This is a genomic window from Paroceanicella profunda (genome assembly GCF_005887635.2).
GTDB classification, from domain to species: Bacteria; Pseudomonadota; Alphaproteobacteria; order Rhodobacterales; family Rhodobacteraceae; genus Paroceanicella; species Paroceanicella profunda.
The window spans coordinates 2,659,033-2,678,596 of record NZ_CP040818.1 but is presented as its reverse complement, the minus strand read 5'-3'; the positions used below and the strand labels follow the sequence as shown (position 1 = coordinate 2,678,596).

Sequence of the window (19,564 nt, the reverse complement as noted above, 5' to 3'; positions counted from 1 at the left end):
CTCAGAAATGATAGGCGAGGGAAACCTCGCGGGAAAGCTTCGCCGTGACGCCGATGAACTCGTCCACGAACTCGTGCAGCCCGTTGCGGAACACCTCGCCGATGCCGACCTCGTTCAGCCGGTCGAGCCCGGCGGAGGCGATGTCATGGCAGGGATGGCGCTGGCCGTAGGCCAGTTCCAGGTGGTCCAGCGTCTGGCTGATCTGGCGATAGCAGAAGGTGATCGAGCGCGGGAAGGCCCCGTTCAGGATGACGAAATCGGCGATCTTCCACGGCGCGTAATCGCCCTTGTAGATGTGGTGGAAGGAGCGCATGGCCGAGAGCGCCCAGAGCACCGAGGTCCACTGGTGGTGGTCCCGCCCGCCGCCGACGATGTCGCTCTCCGGCAGCAGCACGAAGTATTTCACGTTGAGCAGCCGCAGCGTCATGTCCGCGCGCTCCATGTGGCCGCCCAGGCGCAGGAAGGCGTATCCGTCATTGCGCAGCATGGAGGTTTCCGAGGCGCCGCGGAACATCGCCGCCCGGGCCTTCACCCAATCGAGGATGGTGGGCAGCTCGCGCCGCGCGGTGATCTCGTCCACGTTCTCCAGCCGGCGCCAGCCGTCGTTCAGCGCCTCCCACATTTCCTGGGTGAGGGCGGTGCGGATCGCCTTCGCGTTCGCCCGCGCCCGGCTGAGGCAGGCGTGGATGGAGGCGGGATTGTCCTGGTCGAGCACGAGGCCGCGCACGATGGCGGCCTCGTTGATCGGCTTTCCGTCCTCGAAATAATCCTCGGCCCCGGTGGCGAGGATGACCGAGCGCCATTCGGCGCGCTCGGCCGAGCCCGGAAGAAGGGCCATGCGCTGGCCCATCTCGATGAGCCGCGCCGTGCTTTCCGCGCGCTCGAGATAGCGCGACATCCAATAGAGGTTCTCTGCGGTCCGGCTCAGCATGTCAGTCCCTCAGAACCCAGGTGTCTTTCACTCCGCCACCCTGGCTGGAGTTCACGACCAGAGACCCCTCGCGCAGGGCCACGCGCGTGAGGCCGCCCGGCACGAGGCGGATCTGCTGGCCGATGAGGCAGAAGGGGCGGAAATCGACGTGCCGCCCCGCCAGCTCCGCCCCGCCCAGGGTCGGGGCGGTGGAGAGATCCAGCGTCGGCTGGGCGATGAAATCCTCCGGGTCGGCGATGATGCGCCGGGCATAGGCCTCGCGCTCCTCCTTCGTCGATTTCGGCCCGATCAGCATGCCGTAGCCGCCCGAGCCGTGCACCTCCTTGACCACCAGTTCGTCGAGATGGTCGAGGACATAGGTGCACTCGTCCCGGTTGCCGCACTTGTAGGTGGGGATGTTCTCCAGGATCGGCGTTTCGCCGAGGTAGAAGCGGATCATCTCCGGCACGTAGGTGTAGATCGCCTTGTCATCCGCCACGCCCGAGCCCGGCGCCGAGCACAGGGTCACGCCGCCGGCGCGGTAGACATCGAAGATGCCGGCGATGCCCAGCATCGAGTCCGGGCGGAAGTTCAGCGGGTCGAGGTAATCGTCGTCGATACGCCGGTAGATCACGTCCACCCGCTGCGGGCCCAGCGTGGTGCGCATCCACACCTTGCCCTCGTCCACGAACAGGTCCTGCGGCTCCACCAGCTCCACGCCCATCAGGTCGGCGAGGAAGGAATGCTCGTAATAGGCGGAGTTCAGCGACCCGGGGGTGAGCACCACCACGGTGGGGTCGCCGGTGCAGGCGGCCGGTGCAAGCTCCTCCAGCGTCTTTCGCAGCTGCTGGGGGTAGCTGTCCACCGGCTCCACCGCGCCGCCCGAGAACAGCTCGGGGAACATGCGCATCAGGATCTCGCGGTTCTCCAGCATGTAGCTCACGCCCGAAGGGGTGCGGCAATTGTCCTCCAGCACCTGGAAGGAAGTGCCGGCGGTGCGCACGATGTCGATGCCCACGATGTGGCTGTAGACCTTCCCCGGCGGATCGAAGCCGATCATCTGCGGCAGGAAGGCGTCGTTGCGATAGACCAGGCTGGCCGGAACCACCCCGGCGCGAATGATCTCGCCGCGGTGGTAGACGTCATAGAGGAAGGCGTTGAGCGCCTGCGCGCGCTGGCGGATGCCCCGGTCGAGCTGGCGCCATTCCAGCGCGCTGAACACCCGGGGGATGAGGTCGAAGGGGATGAGACGCTCCGGGTCCCCGCCCTCGCCGTAGACGGCGAAGGTGATGCCGATGCGGCGGAAGATTGCCTCCGCCTCCTCGCTGCGCTTGCGCAGGGTCTCGAAACCGCTTTCCTCGATCCACCTGACGATCTGTTCGTAGGGCGGCCGTGTTGCGCCCGTGTCGGAAGCCATTTCGTAGAATGTCACTCTCGGACCACCCTGTTTTTGCCCTTGTGGTTGGCACGAGTGTGCACCGCGCCATGCAGACTGTGCAAGCCCGTTGGCTGCCGCTTCTGCGGGCAGCCCTGCCCGCCCGTTAACCAATTCCCCGGAATTAAAGTGCAATTAACACTTTGTTGACTAAAATGGGCCGTGCAGGGGGGAGAGCTTCAGGAGAAGCCAGGCCCGGGGCGTGCATCGCCGCCTTCCCCGTTTCCTTTCTTCCGGTACGAGCAGGTTCATGGCACTGAGACGCGCATCGCTAGACACAGACGGCAGCCAGGCGGCTGGCACGAGCACACGCTCTGCCGTGTCGGGCGACGGCCGCTTCGTGGCCTTCACCTCCTATGCCGACACGCTGGTGGCGGGCGATGACGAGGGCCAGCTCGACATCTTCGTGCGCGACATGGCCCGGGGCGAGACCCGCCGCCTCTCCGAGCTGCGCCCCGGCGTGGGCGGCAACGGCGCCTCTGGCGCGGTGGAACTGTCGGACAACGGCCGCTTCGCGGTGTTCCAGTCCGAGGCCAGCAACCTCTCCGCGCGCGACGTGAACGGCGCCAGCGACATCTTCCTGGCCGACCTGGCCCGCGGCAGCCTGGTGCGCCTGTCGGACACGGCGGCCGGCCTCGCGCTGAACGGCGACAGCTTCGCCCCGGTCATCTCCGGCAACGGCCGCATGGTGGTGTTCCGCACCACCGCGACGGACATCACCGGCCGCGAGGGCCTCACCGATCTCGTCGTCTGGGACAGCACGACCGACACGCTGCGCCGCCTCGACACGGTGCAGTCCCTGCCCGGGCACGATTCCTCCCAGCATTACGAGGCGCTGTCGCAGGACGGCCGCACCCTCGCCTATACCGACGAGACCTTCGTGCGCGAGGACGATGTCTTCGTGCCGATCCTGCAACTGCGCGTGATGAACGTGATGACCGGGGAGAGCCGCCTCGTCACCAGCACCGCGGCCGGCGGCCCGGCGGGCGGGCCCTCCGGCGCGGCGGCGCTCTCGGCGGATGGCTCGACGCTGGTGTTCCTCACCTCGGCGGAGGATCTCGCCGTGGCGGGCGGCACCGGCGTTCCGGGCGACATCTTCGTCTACGACGTGGACAGCGGCCGCACCGTGGCCCTGGGGCTGGGCGGCCCCGCCACCCCGGCCGAGAGCCCCAGCGTTTCCGGCGACGGGCGCTACATCGCCTTCTCCGGCAACGGCCTCGCCGGGGATGACGACCTGCCGAACGACATCTACGTGCATGACCGGCTCACCGGCCGCACCGCGATGGTGGACCGCAATGCCGCCGGCGTGCCCGGCAACGATGCCGCCGCCCTGCCCCGCATCTCGGCGGACGGGCACTGGATCACCTTCGATTCCTGGGCCGACAACCTGCTGCTGAACGACACCAACGGCCGCAAGGACGTGTTCCTGGCCGCGAACCCGCTGGACGACAGCGGCGCGCCCCTGCTCGGCACCGCCGGGAACGACAGCCTGCTGGGCAGCGACGGCGATGACATGATGAACGGCCTCGCCGGCCGTGACCTGATCTACGGCGGCGCCGGCAATGACCAGATCTGCGGCCAGAACGAGGCGGACCGCATCCTGGGCGGCGACGGGGATGACCTGATCTCCGGCGGCGCGGGCGCTGACCGGATCTACGGCAACGATGGCGCGGACCGGCTGGTCGGCGGGCTGGGCGCCGACGTGCTGGGCGGCGGCGGCGGCGCGGACCGCTTCATCTACCGCGACGCGGGCGAGAGCACCGCGGCCGATGCCGACCTCGTGCGCGACTTCCGCCAGGGCGAGGACCTGTTCGACCTGCACCGCGTCGACGCCGTGGCCGGCGGCGCGCAGGACGCCTTCACCTGGATCGGCGGCGCCGCCTTCACCGGCAGCGCGGGCGAGCTGCACGCGGTCGTCTCCGGCACCGAGCTGCGCATCGAGGCCGATACCGACGGCGACGGCCAGGCCGATTTCGCCATCCGCCTGGAGGACGCCGCCGGGCTGACCCTCACCGCGGACGATTTCATCTTCTGACCGGCCCGCGCGGGGCCGGCCCGGCTCAGCTTCTCGGCATGGCGAAATGTGCGGCGAGGCGGGTCTGAGCGGCGAGGCGGATCGGGGCGTTCGGGGCGCCGAAGCCGGCGTAGCCCTCCCGCTGGACCACCTCGAAAAAGAACCGCTCCGCGAAGACGCCGGTGTAGACCTGGAAGTAACGGCCGCTCTCGTCCTCGTCGTAGAGCACGTTGTGGCGGCGCAGGCGGTCGGCCAGGTCGGGGTCCAGGTCGAAGCGCGCTTCCAGGTCGTCGTAGTAATTCTCCGGAATCGGCAGCAGCGCCACGCCCGCGGCCTCGAAGGCGGCGACGGCGGCGAAGATGTCGGCGGTGGCGAAGGCGAGGTGCTGAACCCCGGCGCCGAAGTATTCCGACATGAAGCGTGCCGCCATGGTGCGGGTGGACTGCGAGGAGTTGAGGCAGATGCGCACCGCGCGGCCCGCGTCCTGCACCGCCATGCTCTCCACCACCCCGGCGGGGTCGACCACATCCACCTGCGGCGTGGTCTCGAAATCGAACAGCGAGAGGTAGTAGAGCCGCCAGCTCAGCATCTCCTCCGGCGGCATGGACTGGGCGATGTGGTCGATGCCGGTGAGCGGGCCGGGCGGCACGGGAGCGAGGGTCTCGAACTCGATCTCCCACACCCGGGCAAGGTCGCTCTGCCCGTCGACGAAATAGTTGAGCGCGCCGCCGAGGCCGCGGATGGCGGGGATCTCCAGCTCCCCCGGGCCCACCGGCTGGCGGAAGGTGCGCATGCGCAGCGCCTCCGCCCGGTCCAGCGCCCGGGCGGCATCGTCCACCCGCAGGCCCAGCGCCACCACCGAGGGGCCATGCACCACGTGGTGCGAGTTCGCGAACCCCTCCGCGTCGGTGTTGAGCACGAGGTTGATCGCGCCCTGCGCCCAGCGCTGCACCTGCTTGGAGCGGTGCCGGCCGACATGGGCGAAGCCCAGGGTGCGGAACAGGGCGCCGAGCTTCTGCGCCCCCTCCTCGTCCACCGCGAATTCCACCCATTCCACCCGCTCCGGCTTCACCCGCGGCGGCAGGTTGCGCCGCGCTTCCGTGAGCCAGATCAGCGAGCGCTCGCCGTCCTCCGCGATGCGGCGCGGGGAGGCCATGCGGAACCGGTCGTTGAAGATCTCGTGGGAGAGCCAGCCGTCATAGCCCGTGGCGTCCAGCGCCTCCATGAAGCGCGCGATCGGCAGGTCGCCCTGGCCGGGAAAATTGCGGAAATGCCGCGACCATTGCAGCAGGTCCATGTCGAGGCGCGGCGCGTCGGCGAGCTGGACGAAGGTGATCCGGTCCGCCGGGATGGCGCGGATCGCGTCCACCGGGTGGCCGCGCGAGAGGATGTGCCAGCTGTCGAGGATGATGCCGAGGCGCGGGTGGTCGGCGCGGCGCACGATCTCCCAGGCGTCGCGGTAGTCCGACACGTGGCGGCCCCAGGCCAGCGCCTCGAAACCGATGGTCACGCCGAAGCCCTCGGCGATGCCGGCCAGCTCGCGCAGGTCCTCCGCCGCACGGTCGATGCCGCCAAGGCTGCGCGGCGAGCAGTTGGAGCACACGAGGATGTTCTGCGTGCCCAGTTCGGTCATCAGCTCGAACTTGCGGCGCGCGCGCTCCATGTTGCGGGCGCGCTGTGGCTCGGGCATGCCCTCGAAGTCGCGGAAGGGCTGGAAGGCGACGATCTCCAGCCCGAGGTCGCGCACCATCGCCCCCACCTCCCGTGGCGGGCCGTCATGGGCGAGGATGTCGGCCTCGAAGATCTCGACCCCCTCGAACCCCGCCTCGGCGATGGCCGCGAGCTTCTCGCGCAGCGTGCCGCCCAGCGAGACGGTGGCGATGGATGTGCGCATCTCAACCCTCCTTCAGTGCGGCCCGGAGCGCGGCCTCGTCCACCGGCCGGCCGTGGAAGATCTCCACCGCGTGCAGGCCCTGGTAGAAGAAAAGCTCGTACCCCGACATGATCGCAAGCCCTTCGGCTTCAGCGTCGGCCAGGAACGGCGTGACGAGCGGGGTGTAGACCGCGTCGAACACCCATTCCGCGCCCTTCATCAGCGGCCGTTCCAGCGGCGTGCCGCCGTAGCCCACCATGCCCACCGGCGTGCAGTTCACCAGGCCGGCGGCCCCGGCGGAGCCTTCCGCGGCATTGCCGGTCACCACCACCTCCAGCCCCGGGGCGGCGGCGCGCAGCGCGCCGGCCAGCGCCTCGGCCTTCGGCAGGTCACGCTCCACGATGCACAGCCGGGTGAGGCCCAGCTCGATCAGCCCGAAGGCCACCGCCTTGCCCACGCCGCCCGCGCCGATCATGCACACCGGCCCCGGCGCACGCGCGCCGAGCGCGGCGCGGAACCCGGCGATGAAGCCGGTGAAGTCGGTGTTGTAGCCCTTCGGGCCCTCGGGCGTGAAGGAGACGGTGTTCACCGCGCCGATGCGCGCCACGCGCGGGTCCGGCACGTCGAGCAGCTCCAGCACCTTCTCCTTGTAGGGATAGGTGATGTTGAGCCCGCCGTACCCCTCCGCGCGCACCTGCGCGACGATCTCGGGCATGGAGAGCGCCATCTCCCGGGGGACGAGGCGCAGGTAGCGCGTCTCGCGCCCCATGATCCGGCCGGCGAGCTCGTGCAGGCGCGGGGCGGAGGAGGCGGCGATGTTGTCGCCGATGAGGCCCAGTTTCAGCGTGTCGGACATGGGATCAGGCCTTTCCGAAGGAGCGGCGGAGCAGGCGCCAGGCCGGCGTCTGGCCCAGCAGGATGAGGAGGACCGCGAGGGTGAGCACGAGCGAGAGCGGCGAGGTCACCAGCCCGTGCAGGAAGCGCGGGATGCTCTCCTGGTCGGAGATGATCGCCCGGCGCCAGTTCTCGTCCATCAGGCGCGAGAGGATCACCCCGAGGATGACCGGCCCCACCTGATAGCCGTAGCTCTTCATGAAATAGCCCAGCACGCCGAAGCCCAGCATCCACCACACGTCCGTCACCGAATTGTTGATGGCATAGGCACCCACCACGGAGAGCAGCAGGATGAGCGGGATCAGCACGCCCTTGGGGCATTCCACGATCCTGGTGAACACCTTGATGCCGGTGAGCCCGAAGATCAGCACGAAGATGTTCGCCAGCACCAGGTTGCCCACGGTGAACCAGAACATGTCCGGCTTCTCGATCATCAGCAGCGGCCCGGGGTTCAGCCCGTGGATGTAGAGCGCGCCGAGGATGACGGCCGTCACCGCGTCCCCCGGAATGCCCAGCGTGAGCATGGGGATGTAGGCCCCGCCCACCGCGGCGTTGTTGGCGCTCTCGGGGGCGACGAGCCCTTCCTTCGCGCCCTCGCCGAAGGGCACCTCGGGGTTGCGGGTCACGCGCTTGGCGTGGTCATAGGCCATCAGGGCCGCGATGTCGCCGCCGGTGCCCGGCAGGGCGCCGATGATCACCCCGATGAAGGAGGTCTGCAGGCTCAGCGGCAGGTATTTCTTCAGGTCGGCCCAGGAGGGCACGATGCGGTCGATCTTCTGCTTCACCGCCGCCGTGTCCACGTGGTGGAGCTGGTGCAGCGCCTCGGACACGCCGAAGAGCCCGATCATCACCGCGATGGGCGAGATGCCGTTCCACAGGTCCACCACGCCGAAGGTGAAGCGCTCCTCCGCCGTCAGCGGGTCCAGCCCCACGGTGCCGATCAGCATGCCGAAGGCACCGGCCATCACCCCCTTGGCGAGGCTTTCGCCGGAGAGCGAGCCCACGAGCAGGATGCCGATCACCGCGAGCAGCAGGTAGTCGCGCGGCTGGAAGGTGAGCGCGAACTCGCTCACCGCCGGCGCGGCGACCGCCAGCACGATGATGCCCACGAAGCCGCCGACCACCGACATGATGGTCGACAGGCCGATGGCCTCGCCCGCCTCGCCCTTCTGGGCCAGCGGGTAGCCGTCCAGCGCCGTGGCGATGGCCGAGGGCGCGCCGGGGATGTTGAGCAGGATCGCGGTGCGCGAGCCGCCGTAGACCCCGCCCATGAAGATGCCCACCATCAGCGAGAGCGCCGGGTTCACGTCCCAGGAGAAGGTGAAGGAGATCAGGATCGACACCGCCATGGTGACGGAGAGGCCCGGAATGGCGCCGATGTAGACGCCCAGCAGCGTGCCCAGCGCGGTGAGCGCCAGCAGCTCCGGGTCGATCCAGGAGGAGATGAGATAGCCAAGGGCTTCGGTCATTCCGGCGCCTCCGCGGAAAACTGCGCCCGGATGCCGGACAGGATCTGCTGCTCGGGCACCAGCCCCTCGGGCAGCACCACCTGGAACACCAGGCGGAAGACGATGTAGATCGCGACCAGCGCGACCAGCGCGATGCCCGCCACCCGCAGCGGCCCGCGCCGCCACAGGAAGCCCATGGCCGCCAGCAGGAACAGCAGCGCCGCGGGCAGGAAGCCCGCCGGCTCCAGCAGCAGCCCGAAGCCGAGGATCAGCAGGCTGAACACCACCACCCGCCGGGTGAGGATGGTGGTGAGGAAGCCGGGCCCCTCGGGCCCGGCGCCCAGCGTGCGCACCAGGTTCACCACGGCGGCCACGCTCATCACGAAGGAGGCCGCCATGGGGAAGGATCCGGGTGAGCTGAGCGCGCTGAAACCGGAGATCGCCACGGCCTGCCAGAGCAGGAACAGGCTGAGCGCCAGCATCAGGATGGCGAAGATCGTCTCGCCGGGGCGTTTGCGATGGGACATGTCCATGAGGGGTCTCCCGTCCTGTCGACTGGGGAAGCGCGGGGAGCGGCACGCGGGCCGCGCCCCCGGCGGGGGGGCCGCGGTCCCCCGGCCCGGCGCGGGGCGCGACGGGCCGGGAGCCGCTCCGGGGTCAGCGCCCGGGGCTCAGGGCCGCGGGATGCCCAGCGTCTCGGGCGAGACCTTGGCCACGCCCGCGTCCTGCAGCAGCCAGGCGGTGACGGACTGCCAGCGGGTGAGGAAGGCCTCGGCCTCGGCGCCCGACATGTTCATCACCGAATAGCCGCGGCCATCCATGAGCTTCACGAAATCGGGGTTCTCCGCCCCGGCGGCATAGGCTTCGGTGAGCTTGGCCACCGCCTCCTCCGGCGTGCCCTTCTTCACGAAGACGCCGAAGAACGGGCCCCAGGGCAGGTAGTCCTTGAACTCCGGGTGGGTGTCGGTGATCGGGGCGACGCCGGGCAGCGCGTCGTTCGCTGTGACATCCATCAGCGCGATCACCTTCATGCGGCCGGCCTTCACCTGCTCCACCGCGGCGCCCAGCACCGCCGGCATCACGTCGATCGCCCCGCCCTGCAGCGCGGTGAGCGCCGGGCCGTCGCCGTCATAGGGCACCTCGGTGACCGGCAGTTCGGTCTTGGAGCGGATCATCGCCGTGACGGTGGAGGCGAGGCCGCCGGGGCCGGTGGAGCCCACCTTCACGTCCTTCGGATGCGCCTGCGCGTAGGCCACGAACTCGTCGAACGTGTCGAAGGGCGCATCGGGGCGCGCCACCACCAGCGGCACGCCGCGGGCCAGCAGGTTGATCGGCACGAACTCGGAATAGTCGATGTCCGACAGGCCCATCACCTTGTAGAGCAGCGGGTTCTCCGCCCCCATCAACAGGGTGTAGCCGTCCGGCTTCTGGGCATAGGCGAACTTGGTGGCGATGGCGCCCACGCCGCCGGTGCGGTTGGTCATCACCACGTCGGCGCCCAGCACCTCCTCGGCATGCGGCGTGACCGAGCGCATCACCGTGTCGGTCGAGCCGCCGGCTCCCCACTGGATGATGCCCTGCAGGTCGCGCTGCGGATAGTCGGCCAGCGCCGGACCAGCCGTGAGGGCCAGAACGGAGATCGCGGTACGAAGCAGCGTTTTCATCGAAGTCTCTCCCATCGGGTGCTCTCGGGCACCATCCCGCTGCAGGCGCAATTTCCGCCCCGGCGCGCCGGAGGGCGCGGCCCGGGTGCGGGCGCCGTGCAATCGTGTTGTCCTTGGATGACGGATCATCCTCCCGTTGCCGCGGTTCCCCTCGGCAGAGGGGGCCGCTGGCGGCTCAGGGATAGCCGCTGGGGTGAATTAACGTCAATTACCTTATCGTTCGCCGCCGGAACATGATGTTAATCGTGCCGCGCCTCCCAGGGCCGGTTCCGGGTGGCATGAGTGAGCACGCCGCGCAACTGGTGGATGGTCTCGTCCGCGAAGCTTGACAGCACCCGGCCCTTCTTCACCGCGGCATAGGCCCGGATGCCGGTCTGCTCTCGCAGCGCGATGCGGGTGAGGCCGGGCATGTACTGGCCCGCGACGGAGAATTCGTCGATCACCGTCACCCCCAACCCGTGGCGCACCAGGCTCACCACCGTCTGGGCGAAGCGCGCGCGGATCACCTGGTTCAGGGTCAGCCCCGCCTCCACGAAGGGCCGGGCCATGATGGCGCCGTAGGGGTCGGCCGGGTCCACCCCGATGATCGGCTCGTGCACCAGGTCATGCACCGAAACCTCGCGCTGGCGGGCCAGCGGGTGGGCCTGCGGCACCAGGGCCACCAGCACGCCGGCGCCCAGCGGCACGAATTCCAGCAGCGGGTGCTCGAAGGCATAGCTCATCGCCACCAGCTCGCCCCGCCCCAGCAGCAGGTAATCCACCGTTTCCTCGATCTTGAGGATGTTGAGGTCGATGAACAGCTCCGGGTATTTCCTGCGCAGCCCCACCACGGCGCGCGACACCATGAACTGCGCGATGGAGGGCACCGAGCCGAAGGCCAGTTCCGCGTCACGCCCCTTGCGCAGGTTGTCGAGCGCGAAGTCCAGGCCCTCGATCTTGAGGTAGACCTCGTTGATCTGGTCGAACACCGCCTGTGCCTCGGCCGCCGGCACGAACAGGCCGGCCTGTTTCTCGAACAGACGGATGCCCAGCCCGCTCTCGATATGCTTGATCAGCCGGCTGATGCCGGGGGCGGAGACGTGCAGCAGCTTCGCCGCGCCGGCAATGGTGCCGGTCATCATCACGGCGCGGACCGCCTCGATCTGGCGCAGGGTCAGGGTTTTCATGCGCCGACCATGCGGGCCGGCCGCGCGCGCCGCAAGCGGCGATCAACCCGGTCAGCGGGTGAAATCCTCGACGTAGCGGCGCAGGATGGCGGCGAAGTCCGGATGGCTGCGCCGGCCGTCGATGGCGGCGCGCTGCTCCACCAGGTCGATGTGATGCTCCATCCGGGCCATGCCCAGCGTCGTGTCCTGGGCGCGCAGGGCCTCGAAGATGCCGGAATGCTCGCGCAGCGACATGTCCGCCGACCAGGGCCGCGCGAAGAGCGCCAGCACGAAGCAGCTGCGCGACACGGTCTCGCGCACGTAGCGCACCATGATGGCGGGGCAGCTCAGCTCCGCGAGCAGGATGTGGAACTCCCCCGCCACCCGGATCGCCCGCGCGCCGCCGGAAACGCGCACCCGCTCCTGCAGGCGCAGGTGCGCCTCGATCGCGTCCAGGTGGCCCGCGGTCAGACGCCGGATCAGCCTCCGCACCACGTCCGCCTCCAGGCAGCGGCGCATCTCGAACAGGCCACCGGCCTCCGCCAGTTGCGGATCCGCGACATGGAACTGAAGTCCGGGGGTGATCTCCGCCATCCCCTCCTCGACCAGGGTCATCAGCGCGTGGTGGGTGCGTTCCGGCCCGATGCCGAATTCCTCGCCGAGATCGGCGGGAGACAGCAGGCTTCCGGGCATGATCATCTGCTCGATGATCGCGTGGCGCAGGGCGACGAACACCGCGTCCTTGCGGCTGTCAGGTGGGGCCAAATGCCGATCCTCGGTATCGCGACGTTGAACCCTCAGCGTGACTTCAGTCTCCAGGGTTGTCAAAACCTTTCCCTTTTCACTCTCCGGTTGTGATGCCGTGCCTGCCGCCATGCCGCGCTTGCCTCCGGCGCGGCCCGGCGCGATCATCCCGGCGGACCGGAGCGAAAGGACCCCCGATGTGCAACCTGTGTGACGCGGCCGACCTCCTCGCCGCCCTGCGCTCCGGGCGCGGCGGCCTGGTCGACGGCCCGGCCCTGCGCGACGCGATGGAGCGTCTCGCCGCGGCGCAGGCTGCCCCCGCCTGCCCGGCGGCGGCCCGATCCGCGGACCGGCCGGCACCCCCCGCCCTGGCCCCGCGCGCAACGCTGCCTTCGCCCCGGGGCTGAGCGCACCCGGCCACCCGGTCGGCAGTGCCCGGCGCCTTCCGAGAGCGGCCCTGCAAGGCAGGTCGTTGCCGCCGGAGCCCGCATGCCGAACGCCACCGAACGCGCAAGCCCCGCAATCCCTCCGGCGCCGCTCCTGCCGCGCGCCCGCGCGCGAGCTGCGGGACGGGCCACCGGCGCACGCGCCCGCATGCCGGAAGTCGTCGGTTCCCCGGTCCCGCACGGGCACTGCGAGACCGGCCACTGCCGAACGGGCCCGCACGCCGGAGCACATCGGGCCCGCAGGTCCGGCATCTCCTGACGTCGCTGTCTCCCGGGCCTCCCCTGTCGGGGCATGTGCAGTGGGAACATCGCGAGCGCGGCCTGGCGTGGCCCGCGCCGACCTCGACCATCCGGGTGCCCATCGCGCCGCCGGGATGGCGCGCGCGGGCATCGGCGGCCGGGCCGCGACGAGTGCGGCCCGACGCGGCCCCGACCCTCCGGGTGCCCCGTCGCACCGCGCCAGCCGCCGGGACGGGCCGCGCGGGCGTTGCGCACCGGAGCGCCGGTTCGGCGCCTCAGCCGTGCGTCAGCGCCTCGCGGAGCCTTTCGGGGATGGGGGCGGAGACGAGCCGGCCGTTCGCGTCCCACGCGCACCAGACCCGGGTCTGCGCGGCCTGCACCGCAAGGCCGGCCGGGGCGCGCAATTCGTGGCGGATCTCCAGGCTGGAGCGTCCCAGCCGGGTGACGCCGGAGGCGATTTCCACCTCGTCGCCATAGCGCACCTGCGCGGTGAAGCGGCTGGAGAGGTCGACGACCGGAATGCCGCCATAGCCGAGCTCCGCCCGCCAGGCCCGCTCGCGCAGGCCCAGCGCCGCCTCCAGCAGGAGCACGCAGTTCCAGTCGAAGAACTCGAAGTAGCGCGGGTGGAAGACAATGCCCGCCGGGTCGCACTGCCCCCATTCCACCGTCAGGCGGCGGCGGAAGACGGGGCTGGCGGCGCCCAGCCAGGCCTCCCCAGCGCTCATGCCGGAAACCCCGGGACGCCGTGCCATGCACCGGCCTGTTGCCCGCCGCCGCACACGGGCCCGGTGCGCCGCCCGTCCCGGCCCGGACAGGCCGGGACGAGGGGCCGCCGCACGGGGGCATCGGCCCCGCCCGCCTCCGCTGACGGCCCCGCGCCTGCCTCCGCTGTCAGCCGGGCCGCGCCGGGCAAGGCGTGCCGCATCCGGCCGATCCGCGGCCGCGTCAACCCCTCCGCCCCGCCCCCGCGCGAGCCTTGCCCGGGCCGATGCCGGACGTGCGGCGCGCGGCCGGGGGCCCTCGCCTGCGGCAGGGCGCGGTGGCCCGGCGCCGTGGGGTGGGAGCGCGGGCTGCGCGAAACCTGTGGTGTCATCGGGTCCGGTCCGGGAAAGGGGCGCGCCCGGGCGCCGCGGCGGAGGTGGAGCGCGGGCGGGACGGGTGTGCGACCCACCTCATCGGGTCCGGCCCGCGACGCGGTTTGGGCGGGGCGGCGAAGCGCGCGGGGGGCACTCACGCCTTCACGATCAGGTCGCGCGGGCGGTTGCACAGCGTCTCGGCCGGGCCGGTCTCGCGGATGAGGATGGTCTCGGTGGTCTCGAACCCCCAGTCGTCCATCCACAGGCCGGGCATGAAATGGAAGGTCATGCCGGGTGCGAGCACGGTTTCGTCCTCCTCGCGCAGCGAGACGGTGCGTTCGCCCCAGTCCGGCGGGTAGGAGAGGCCGATGGCATAGCCGCAGCGCCCGGTGCGCGAGATGCCGGCCCGGGCCAGCGCACCGTGGAGCGCGCGGGCGATGTCGCCGGCCGTCGCCCCGGGGCGGGCCACGTCCAGCCCGGCCGCGATGCCGTCGGAGACCGCGGCCGCCGCGTCGCGCAGTGCCTGTGGCGGCTTGCCGAGGAACACCGTCCGGCAGAAGGGCGCGTGGTAGCGGCGGTAGCAGCCGGAGAGCTCGAAGAAGGTCGCCTCGCCCGCGCGGAAGGGCTTGTCATCCCAGGTGAGATGCGGTGCGGCGGCATCGGCGCCCGAGGGCAGCATGGGCACGATGGCCGGGTAATCGCCCCAGTGGCCGCCGGCGCCGCGCATCGCCTCGGCCTGGATCTCGGCCACGAGGTCGGATTTCTTCAGCCCCGGTTCGGTGCGCGCGGCCACCAGGTCCACCAGCCGTTCCGAGATCGCCGCCGCGCGGCGCATGAAGGTGAGCTCCTCGGCGGATTTGACCGTGCGCTGCCAGTTCACCAGCGCGGTGGCGTCCACGATCTCGGCCTCCGGCAGTTCGGCCAGCAACGTGGTATAGGCCTTGGCGGAGAAGTAGTAGTTCTCCATCTCCACCCCGATGCGGGCGCGCGCCAGCCCCTTCTCGCGCAGGAGCGCGGCGAGGGTCTGCATCGGGTGGCGCAGGGTGGACTGGACGTAGTCGTCCGAATAGGAGCGGATGTCCGCCTCCTCCATCCACACGGTGCGGCGGGCGCCGTTCGCGTCCATCCGCCGGCCCCACCACACGGGGTCGGCACCGTCCGCCGTCACCACCACGCCCTGGTGGACGTAGAAGGACCAGCCGTCATAGCCGGTGAGCCAGGCCATGTTCGACGGGTCTTCCACGAACAGCGCGTCCAGCCCCGCGCGCGCCATGGCGGCACGGGTGAGGCTGAGGCGGCGGTCATACTCGGGTCGCGAGAACGGCAGGCGGTCGGCGGCAGATGCGGGCATGCGGGGTCTCCTCGGGCCGCGCCGCCCTCATGCCGGCGCCTGCCCCCGGACTATCGGAAGCCGGAGGGCGATGCGTCAATCCCCGCATCTCGCCGGATCGCGGGACGGGGGATGAGGCCGGAGCGGGGCGCCCCGGGGCCGCGTCCCGCCCGGCGGCACCGGGATCAGCGGCGCGATGGTGTTGGCGGGGGCGGAGCGCTCCGTGCCCCGAGGTGCGGCGGCCCTCGTGAATCCCCGCATCTCGCCGGATCGCGGGGCGGGGATGAGGCCGGAGCCGGGTGCCCCGGGGTCGCGTCCCGCGCGGCAGCACCGGGATCAGCGGCGCGATGGCGCTGCCGGGGGCGGAGCGCTCTGTGCCCCCGAGGTTCACTTGCCCCGCGGTCACTGGCGCCCCTGTCACTGGCCCGTCGGTCACTGGTTCTGCTGTGACTGGCGGGCCCGGGCGGCCGGCCGGGCGCAGGCGCCTCGGGCAACGGCACCGTTTGACCGGGGGGAGCCGCCGCGGCATGCTCCGCTGTCACCTGCCACGGAGCCTCCGCCCATGTCCCACGCCGGACCAGCCTGTCCTCGTCCTCGCCCCGTACCGCGCCACGGAGCGCTGTCGCCCCGGGCCCGGGAGGCGCGGCGTGGCTGAGGCCGCCCTCACCCTGCGCACCGCCGGCCCGGCGGATGCCGCGGATGCCGCCGCCTTCCACGTGCGCATCTGGCGCGAGACCTATGCAGCCCTCGCCCCGGCCGACGCAGTCGCCGCCCTCGACGAGGCCCGGCGCCTGCCGCAGTGGCAGGAGGCCCTCTCGGGCGCAGACCCGCGCCGCGGCACCCTGCTGGCCGAGCGCGACGGCGCGATCGTCGGCCTTGTGAGCCACGGCCCGCCGGGCAGCGCGGTCTACGGCGCGCTGGGCGAGGTGAAGCATCTCTATGTCTGCCCCTCCTGCCGCGGCAGCGGGCTGGGGCGGCGGTTGATGGCGCACGCCTTCCGCGCCCTCGCCGCCGCGGGCTACCCCGGCGCCGGCCTCGCCGTGGTGCGCGGCAACGCCGGTGCCCGGGCCTTCTACCGCGCGCTCGGCGGCCGCGAGGCCCGCGCCTTCACCGACCCCGGGCCGCTGTGGAAATCCGACAACATCCTCGTGGTCTGGGAGCCGATGCCCGCGGGCTGAGGCTTCAGAGCGAGGCCGCGGCGGCCATGGAGCGCAGGTCCTCGCCCCAGGAGCAGGCATAACCGTCGCCGTCATCGTCGAGCCTGTGGTCATCCTCGCTCGGGCCGCCCTCGGCGAGGAAGAAGGCCTGCGCCTCGGCGGCGCTGTTGAAATCATCGCAATCGCGATCGCGCCCGAACCCGGCGCTCCGGCGCTGTGGCCGGTCGTAACGCGCGAGGCCCACGAGCGCGGCGGACCCCGCACCCACCGCCTGGCCCCCGCACTGGTAGACGCCGCGCTTCGCCAGCTCCGGCTCCATCGCCTGCTTCTTCCAGGGGTCGTCCGTCTCCCCCTGGTACCGGGTGCAGAGCGCGTCATCGCCCAGTGCGGCCATGCCGGCGGCGTAGGAGGCGGCGTCGTCCGGCGCCGGGCCGCCGGGGATCGGCGGCGCTGCCATGTTCGGGTCTCCCTCCGGCGCGGCGCAGGCCGCGAGCAGGAGCCCGGCAATCAGGATGGCGGGTCGCAGTGCAGACATGTGGCAATCCCTCTCTCTTCGTGTCTCGGCCCCACCCGGGCCGCTGGTTCCGCGCGTTTCCCACAGCCTTTCGGGTGCCGGTGGCGATCCGGGCCCGTCCCGGAGAGCGTCGCCGCGCCTTCCCCCGGGCTCGCGACACTCCCGCGACCGGAGGCATGGCGCCAGTCTCCGGCGTCTTGCCTCGCGAAGCGCGTGTCGGGCCTCATCTCCCCTGACGCACTTCCGGGGCATGGCGCCCCCCGTGAGGCAAACCACCTGCCTCGCGCCGCGTGCCGCCATTCTCCCCGGTCAGGGCTCCGTGACTGCCTTTCCTCGCCGTCAGGCGTCATGACGGCCTTGCCTCGCCCTCAGGCCGCGTGACGGCTCTCTTTTGCCATCAGGCCTCGTGACGGTTGTCCTTTGCCGTCAGGCTTCATGACGGCCTTGTTTGCCGTCAGGCGTCATGACGGCGCGACACCGTCGCCGGCCGCCCCGGCAGGCTCAGCGCGGGGCGGGCGGCGGGGCGTTCGCTCACCACCCTGCCCTTCGCGATCACGCAAAGCCGGTCGGCGCGCAGCCGCACCGCCTCCACCCGGGAGCCGGCGTCCAGCACCACCAGCGAGGCGAGGCCGCCGGGGCCGAGGCGGTAATCCTCCAGCCCCATGATGGCGGCACTCTCGGAGGTGACCATGTCGAAACAGGCGGCCATCTCCTCCGGGCTCGTCATCTGCGCCACGTGCAGGCCCATGAAGGCGACGTCAAGCATGTCGGCCGTGCCCAGCGAATACCACGGGTCGAGCACGCAGTCCTGCCCGAAGCCGACACGAATGCCGAGGGCGCGCATCTCCCGCACCCGGGTGAGGCCGCGGCGCTTGGGAAAACTGTCATGCCGGCCCTGCAGCATGATGTTGATCAGCGGATTGGGGATGGCGGCCACGCCCGCCTCGGCGATGAGCGGCAGCAGCTTGGAGACGTAGTAATTGTCCATCGAATGCATGGAGGTGAGGTGCGAGCCCGCCACGCGGCCCGCGAGCCCCAGGCGCTGCGCCTCATAGGCGAGCTGCTCGATGTGGCGCGAGTGGGGGTCGTCGCTCTCGTCGCAATGCATGTCGACCAGCAGGCCGCGGGCGGCGGCGATCTCGCAGAGCTCGGTCACCGAGGCGCGGCCGTCCGCCATCGTGCGCTCGAAATGCGGGATGCCGCCCACCACGTCGACCCCCATGTCGAGGGCGCGCAGCGTGTTGGCGCGGGCCGTGGGGTCGCGGTAGAAGCCGTCCTGCGGGAAGGCGACGAGCTGGAGGTCGATGTACGGCGCCACCTCGCGCTTCACCTCCAGCAGCGCCTCCACGGCCAGCAGCCGGTCGTCGCAGACATCGACATGGCTGCGGATGGCAAGCAGGCCCATCGACACCGCCCAGTCGCAATAGGCGAGTGCGCGCGCCGTCACCGCCTCATGGGTAAGGAGCGGCTTCAGCTCCCCCCACAGCGCGATGCCCTCCAGCAGCGTGCCGGAGGCGTTGATGCGCGGAATGCCGTAGGAGAGCGTGGCATCCATGTGGAAATGCGGGTCGATGAAGGGCGTGGAGACGAGGGAGCCCGCGGCGTCGACCACCCGGCCCGCCTCCGCCGTGATCACGGGGTCCACGGCCACGATCCGGTCTCCCCGGATGCCGATATCGGCCCGCGTGCCGTCGGGCAGCACACCGCCCTGCACCAGAATGTCGAACATCATCTTTCTCCTGCCCGGTAGGGCACCATGAGGGCGCGCGGCGCCGCGGCCCGGCGCGACATCACCACCAGCGCGAGGATGGAGAGCGCGTAGGGCAGCATCAGGAACACCTGGTAGGGCACCACGCCGCCCGCCACCTGTTGCAGGCGCACCTGGAAGGCGTCGAAGGCAGCGAAGAGCAGCGCGCCGAGCAGCGCCTTGCCCGGTTTCCAGCCGCCGAAGACCACGAGGGCGATACACACCCAACCGCGGCCGTTGATCATCTCGAAGAAGAAGGAGTTGAAGGCCGACATGGTGAGGAACGCGCCCCCCACCGCCATCAGCCCGGAGCCCGCCATCACCGCCCCGATCCTGAGCCAGGTGACCGAGAGGCCCTGCGCCTCCACCGCGGCCGGGTTCTCCCCCGCCGCGCGGATCGCCACGCCGAGGCTGGTGCGCCACAGCACGAAGGCGGTGAGCGCGGCACAGGCGAAGGCGAGATAGGTGAGCGGTGTCTGGGCGAAGAGCGCCGGGCCGATGAGCGGGATCTCCGACAGGCCCGGCACCGGCCAGGGCTGGAAGGCCTCGATCTTCGGCGGGCTGGTGACCTGCGGGAGCGCGATGCGGTAGATGTAATAGGTCAGGCTGGTGGCCAGCAGCGTGATGCCGATGCCCGTCACGTGCTGCGACAGGCCCAGCGGCACGGTGAGCACGCCGTGCAGCAGCCCCATCGCCATGCCCGCCAGCAGCGCCACCCCCACGCCCAGCCACAGCCCGCCGCCGAGCCAGACCGTGAGCCAGCCGGTGAAGGCCCCCACGGTCATGATGCCCTCGATGCCGAGGTTCAGCACGCCCGCGCGCTCGCAGATCAGCTCGCCCATGGTCGCGAAGATCAGCGGCGAGGCGATGCGCACCGCCGCCACCCAGAAACTCGCCGTCAGGAAGATGTCGAGGATGTCCAAGGCG

Annotated in this window: 17 protein-coding genes; 3 read left to right on the top strand and 14 right to left on the bottom strand. The window is 71.0% G+C overall.

All coding sequences use genetic code 11. The features are described 5' to 3' along the window. Position 1 precedes the first annotated feature (1 nt). Together FDP22_RS11950 and FDP22_RS11945 are read right to left on the bottom strand one after the other, a co-directional pair. Entirely contained in the window at positions 2-931 is a 930-nt protein-coding gene (locus FDP22_RS11950; protein WP_138573249.1) for an alpha-E domain-containing protein, read from the bottom strand. A 1-nt stretch (position 932) separates the two neighbouring features. After that, positions 933-2,327 carry a circularly permuted type 2 ATP-grasp protein gene (locus FDP22_RS11945; protein WP_138573355.1) on the bottom strand — a complete coding sequence of 465 codons (1,395 nt, stop codon included), beginning with the start codon at positions 2,325-2,327 and terminating at the stop codon, positions 933-935. 268 nt (positions 2,328-2,595) lie between these two features. Here FDP22_RS11945 and FDP22_RS11940 point away from each other — a divergent pair, with 268 nt between their 5' ends. Continuing rightward, entirely contained in the window at positions 2,596-4,380 is a 1,785-nt protein-coding gene (locus FDP22_RS11940; RefSeq protein ID WP_138573247.1) for a M10 family metallopeptidase C-terminal domain-containing protein, read from the top strand. A 25-nt stretch (positions 4,381-4,405) separates the two neighbouring features. Here the strand turns inward: FDP22_RS11940 and FDP22_RS11935 are convergent, their stop codons facing one another. From FDP22_RS11935 to FDP22_RS11905, 7 genes are all read right to left on the bottom strand, one after another. Then, the gene (locus FDP22_RS11935) at positions 4,406-6,253 is read right to left on the bottom strand and encodes a bifunctional sugar phosphate isomerase/epimerase/4-hydroxyphenylpyruvate dioxygenase family protein (protein WP_138573245.1); all 1,848 of its coding nucleotides are present in this window, start codon (positions 6,251-6,253) and stop codon (positions 4,406-4,408) included. Position 6,254: 1 nt separating this feature from the next. After that, positions 6,255-7,088 (bottom strand): shikimate dehydrogenase family protein, encoded by an 834-nt coding sequence (locus FDP22_RS11930; protein ID WP_138573243.1) that lies wholly within the window; start codon positions 7,086-7,088, stop codon positions 6,255-6,257. 4 nt (positions 7,089-7,092) lie between these two features. Beyond that, positions 7,093-8,595, bottom strand: a complete 1,503-nt coding sequence (locus tag FDP22_RS11925; RefSeq protein WP_138573241.1) for a tripartite tricarboxylate transporter permease — start codon at positions 8,593-8,595, stop codon at positions 7,093-7,095. After that, complete coding sequence (locus FDP22_RS11920; RefSeq protein ID WP_138573239.1) at positions 8,592-9,107, bottom strand: tripartite tricarboxylate transporter TctB family protein; 516 nt, start codon at positions 9,105-9,107, stop codon at positions 8,592-8,594. Before FDP22_RS11920 ends, FDP22_RS11925 begins: the two co-directional genes overlap by 4 nt. Positions 9,108-9,245: 138 nt before the next feature. Next, positions 9,246-10,238, bottom strand: coding sequence for a Bug family tripartite tricarboxylate transporter substrate binding protein (locus FDP22_RS11915; RefSeq protein WP_138573237.1), 993 nt, complete (start codon positions 10,236-10,238; stop codon positions 9,246-9,248). Positions 10,239-10,477: 239 nt separating this feature from the next. Then, entirely contained in the window at positions 10,478-11,404 is a 927-nt protein-coding gene (locus tag FDP22_RS11910) for a LysR family transcriptional regulator (RefSeq protein ID WP_138573235.1), read from the bottom strand. A gap of 51 nt (positions 11,405-11,455) precedes the next feature. Beyond that, positions 11,456-12,148: a GntR family transcriptional regulator gene (locus tag FDP22_RS11905; protein WP_170317671.1), complete on the bottom strand. Its 693-nt coding sequence runs from the start codon at positions 12,146-12,148 to the stop codon at positions 11,456-11,458. 176 nt (positions 12,149-12,324) lie between these two features. On the opposite strand from FDP22_RS11905, the gene FDP22_RS11900 reads away from it, so the two are divergent. Beyond that, positions 12,325-12,534 carry a hypothetical protein gene (locus tag FDP22_RS11900; protein ID WP_138573231.1) on the top strand — a complete coding sequence of 70 codons (210 nt, stop codon included), beginning with the start codon at positions 12,325-12,327 and terminating at the stop codon, positions 12,532-12,534. 554 nt (positions 12,535-13,088) lie between these two features. Here the strand turns inward: FDP22_RS11900 and FDP22_RS11895 are convergent. Together FDP22_RS11895 and FDP22_RS11890 are read right to left on the bottom strand one after the other, a co-directional pair. Further along, positions 13,089-13,538: an acyl-CoA thioesterase gene (locus FDP22_RS11895; protein WP_170317670.1), complete on the bottom strand. Its 450-nt coding sequence runs from the start codon at positions 13,536-13,538 to the stop codon at positions 13,089-13,091. 505 nt (positions 13,539-14,043) lie between these two features. Then, on the bottom strand, positions 14,044-15,240 hold the full coding sequence (locus FDP22_RS11890) for a M24 family metallopeptidase (protein ID WP_138573227.1): 1,197 nt from the start codon (positions 15,238-15,240) through the stop codon (positions 14,044-14,046). 626 nt (positions 15,241-15,866) lie between these two features. Between FDP22_RS11890 and FDP22_RS11885 the strand changes: the two genes are divergently transcribed. Next, the gene (locus tag FDP22_RS11885; RefSeq protein WP_170317669.1) at positions 15,867-16,397 is read left to right on the top strand and encodes a GNAT family N-acetyltransferase; all 531 of its coding nucleotides are present in this window, start codon (positions 15,867-15,869) and stop codon (positions 16,395-16,397) included. A 4-nt stretch (positions 16,398-16,401) separates the two neighbouring features. On the opposite strand, the gene FDP22_RS24710 is transcribed toward FDP22_RS11885, so the two are convergent. The 3 genes from FDP22_RS24710 to FDP22_RS11870 form a co-directional block, all read right to left on the bottom strand. Then, on the bottom strand, positions 16,402-16,911 hold the full coding sequence (locus FDP22_RS24710; RefSeq protein WP_205910777.1) for an excalibur calcium-binding domain-containing protein: 510 nt from the start codon (positions 16,909-16,911) through the stop codon (positions 16,402-16,404). Positions 16,912-17,344: 433 nt separating this feature from the next. Continuing rightward, positions 17,345-18,619 carry an amidohydrolase family protein gene (locus FDP22_RS11875; protein ID WP_205910891.1) on the bottom strand — a complete coding sequence of 425 codons (1,275 nt, stop codon included), beginning with the start codon at positions 18,617-18,619 and terminating at the stop codon, positions 17,345-17,347. Further along, entirely contained in the window at positions 18,619-19,560 is a 942-nt protein-coding gene (locus FDP22_RS11870; protein WP_138573219.1) for an ABC transporter permease, read from the bottom strand. Before FDP22_RS11870 ends, FDP22_RS11875 begins: the two co-directional genes overlap by 1 nt. Between the last annotated feature and the right edge of the window lie 4 nt (positions 19,561-19,564).

Bases quoted from the DNA above. Each gene is read 5' to 3' on its own strand.
- FDP22_RS11950 (WP_138573249.1), bottom strand. From the start codon at position 931: ATGCTGAGCCGGACCGCAGAGAACCTCTATTGGATGTCGCGCTATCTC.
- FDP22_RS11945 (WP_138573355.1), bottom strand. From the start codon at position 2,327: ATGGCTTCCGACACGGGCGCAACACGGCCGCCCTACGAACAGATCGTC.
- FDP22_RS11940 (WP_138573247.1), top strand. From the start codon at position 2,596: ATGGCACTGAGACGCGCATCGCTAGACACAGACGGCAGCCAGGCGGCT.
- FDP22_RS11935 (WP_138573245.1), bottom strand. From the start codon at position 6,253: ATGCGCACATCCATCGCCACCGTCTCGCTGGGCGGCACGCTGCGCGAG.
- FDP22_RS11930 (WP_138573243.1), bottom strand. From the start codon at position 7,088: ATGTCCGACACGCTGAAACTGGGCCTCATCGGCGACAACATCGCCGCC.
- FDP22_RS11925 (WP_138573241.1), bottom strand. From the start codon at position 8,595: ATGACCGAAGCCCTTGGCTATCTCATCTCCTCCTGGATCGACCCGGAG.
- FDP22_RS11920 (WP_138573239.1), bottom strand. From the start codon at position 9,107: ATGGACATGTCCCATCGCAAACGCCCCGGCGAGACGATCTTCGCCATC.
- FDP22_RS11915 (WP_138573237.1), bottom strand. From the start codon at position 10,238: ATGAAAACGCTGCTTCGTACCGCGATCTCCGTTCTGGCCCTCACGGCT.
- FDP22_RS11910 (WP_138573235.1), bottom strand. From the start codon at position 11,404: ATGAAAACCCTGACCCTGCGCCAGATCGAGGCGGTCCGCGCCGTGATG.
- FDP22_RS11900 (WP_138573231.1), top strand. From the start codon at position 12,325: ATGTGCAACCTGTGTGACGCGGCCGACCTCCTCGCCGCCCTGCGCTCC.
- FDP22_RS11895 (WP_170317670.1), bottom strand. From the start codon at position 13,538: ATGAGCGCTGGGGAGGCCTGGCTGGGCGCCGCCAGCCCCGTCTTCCGC.
- FDP22_RS11890 (WP_138573227.1), bottom strand. From the start codon at position 15,240: ATGCCCGCATCTGCCGCCGACCGCCTGCCGTTCTCGCGACCCGAGTAT.
- FDP22_RS24710 (WP_205910777.1), bottom strand. From the start codon at position 16,911: ATGTCTGCACTGCGACCCGCCATCCTGATTGCCGGGCTCCTGCTCGCG.
- FDP22_RS11875 (WP_205910891.1), bottom strand. From the start codon at position 18,619: ATGTTCGACATTCTGGTGCAGGGCGGTGTGCTGCCCGACGGCACGCGG.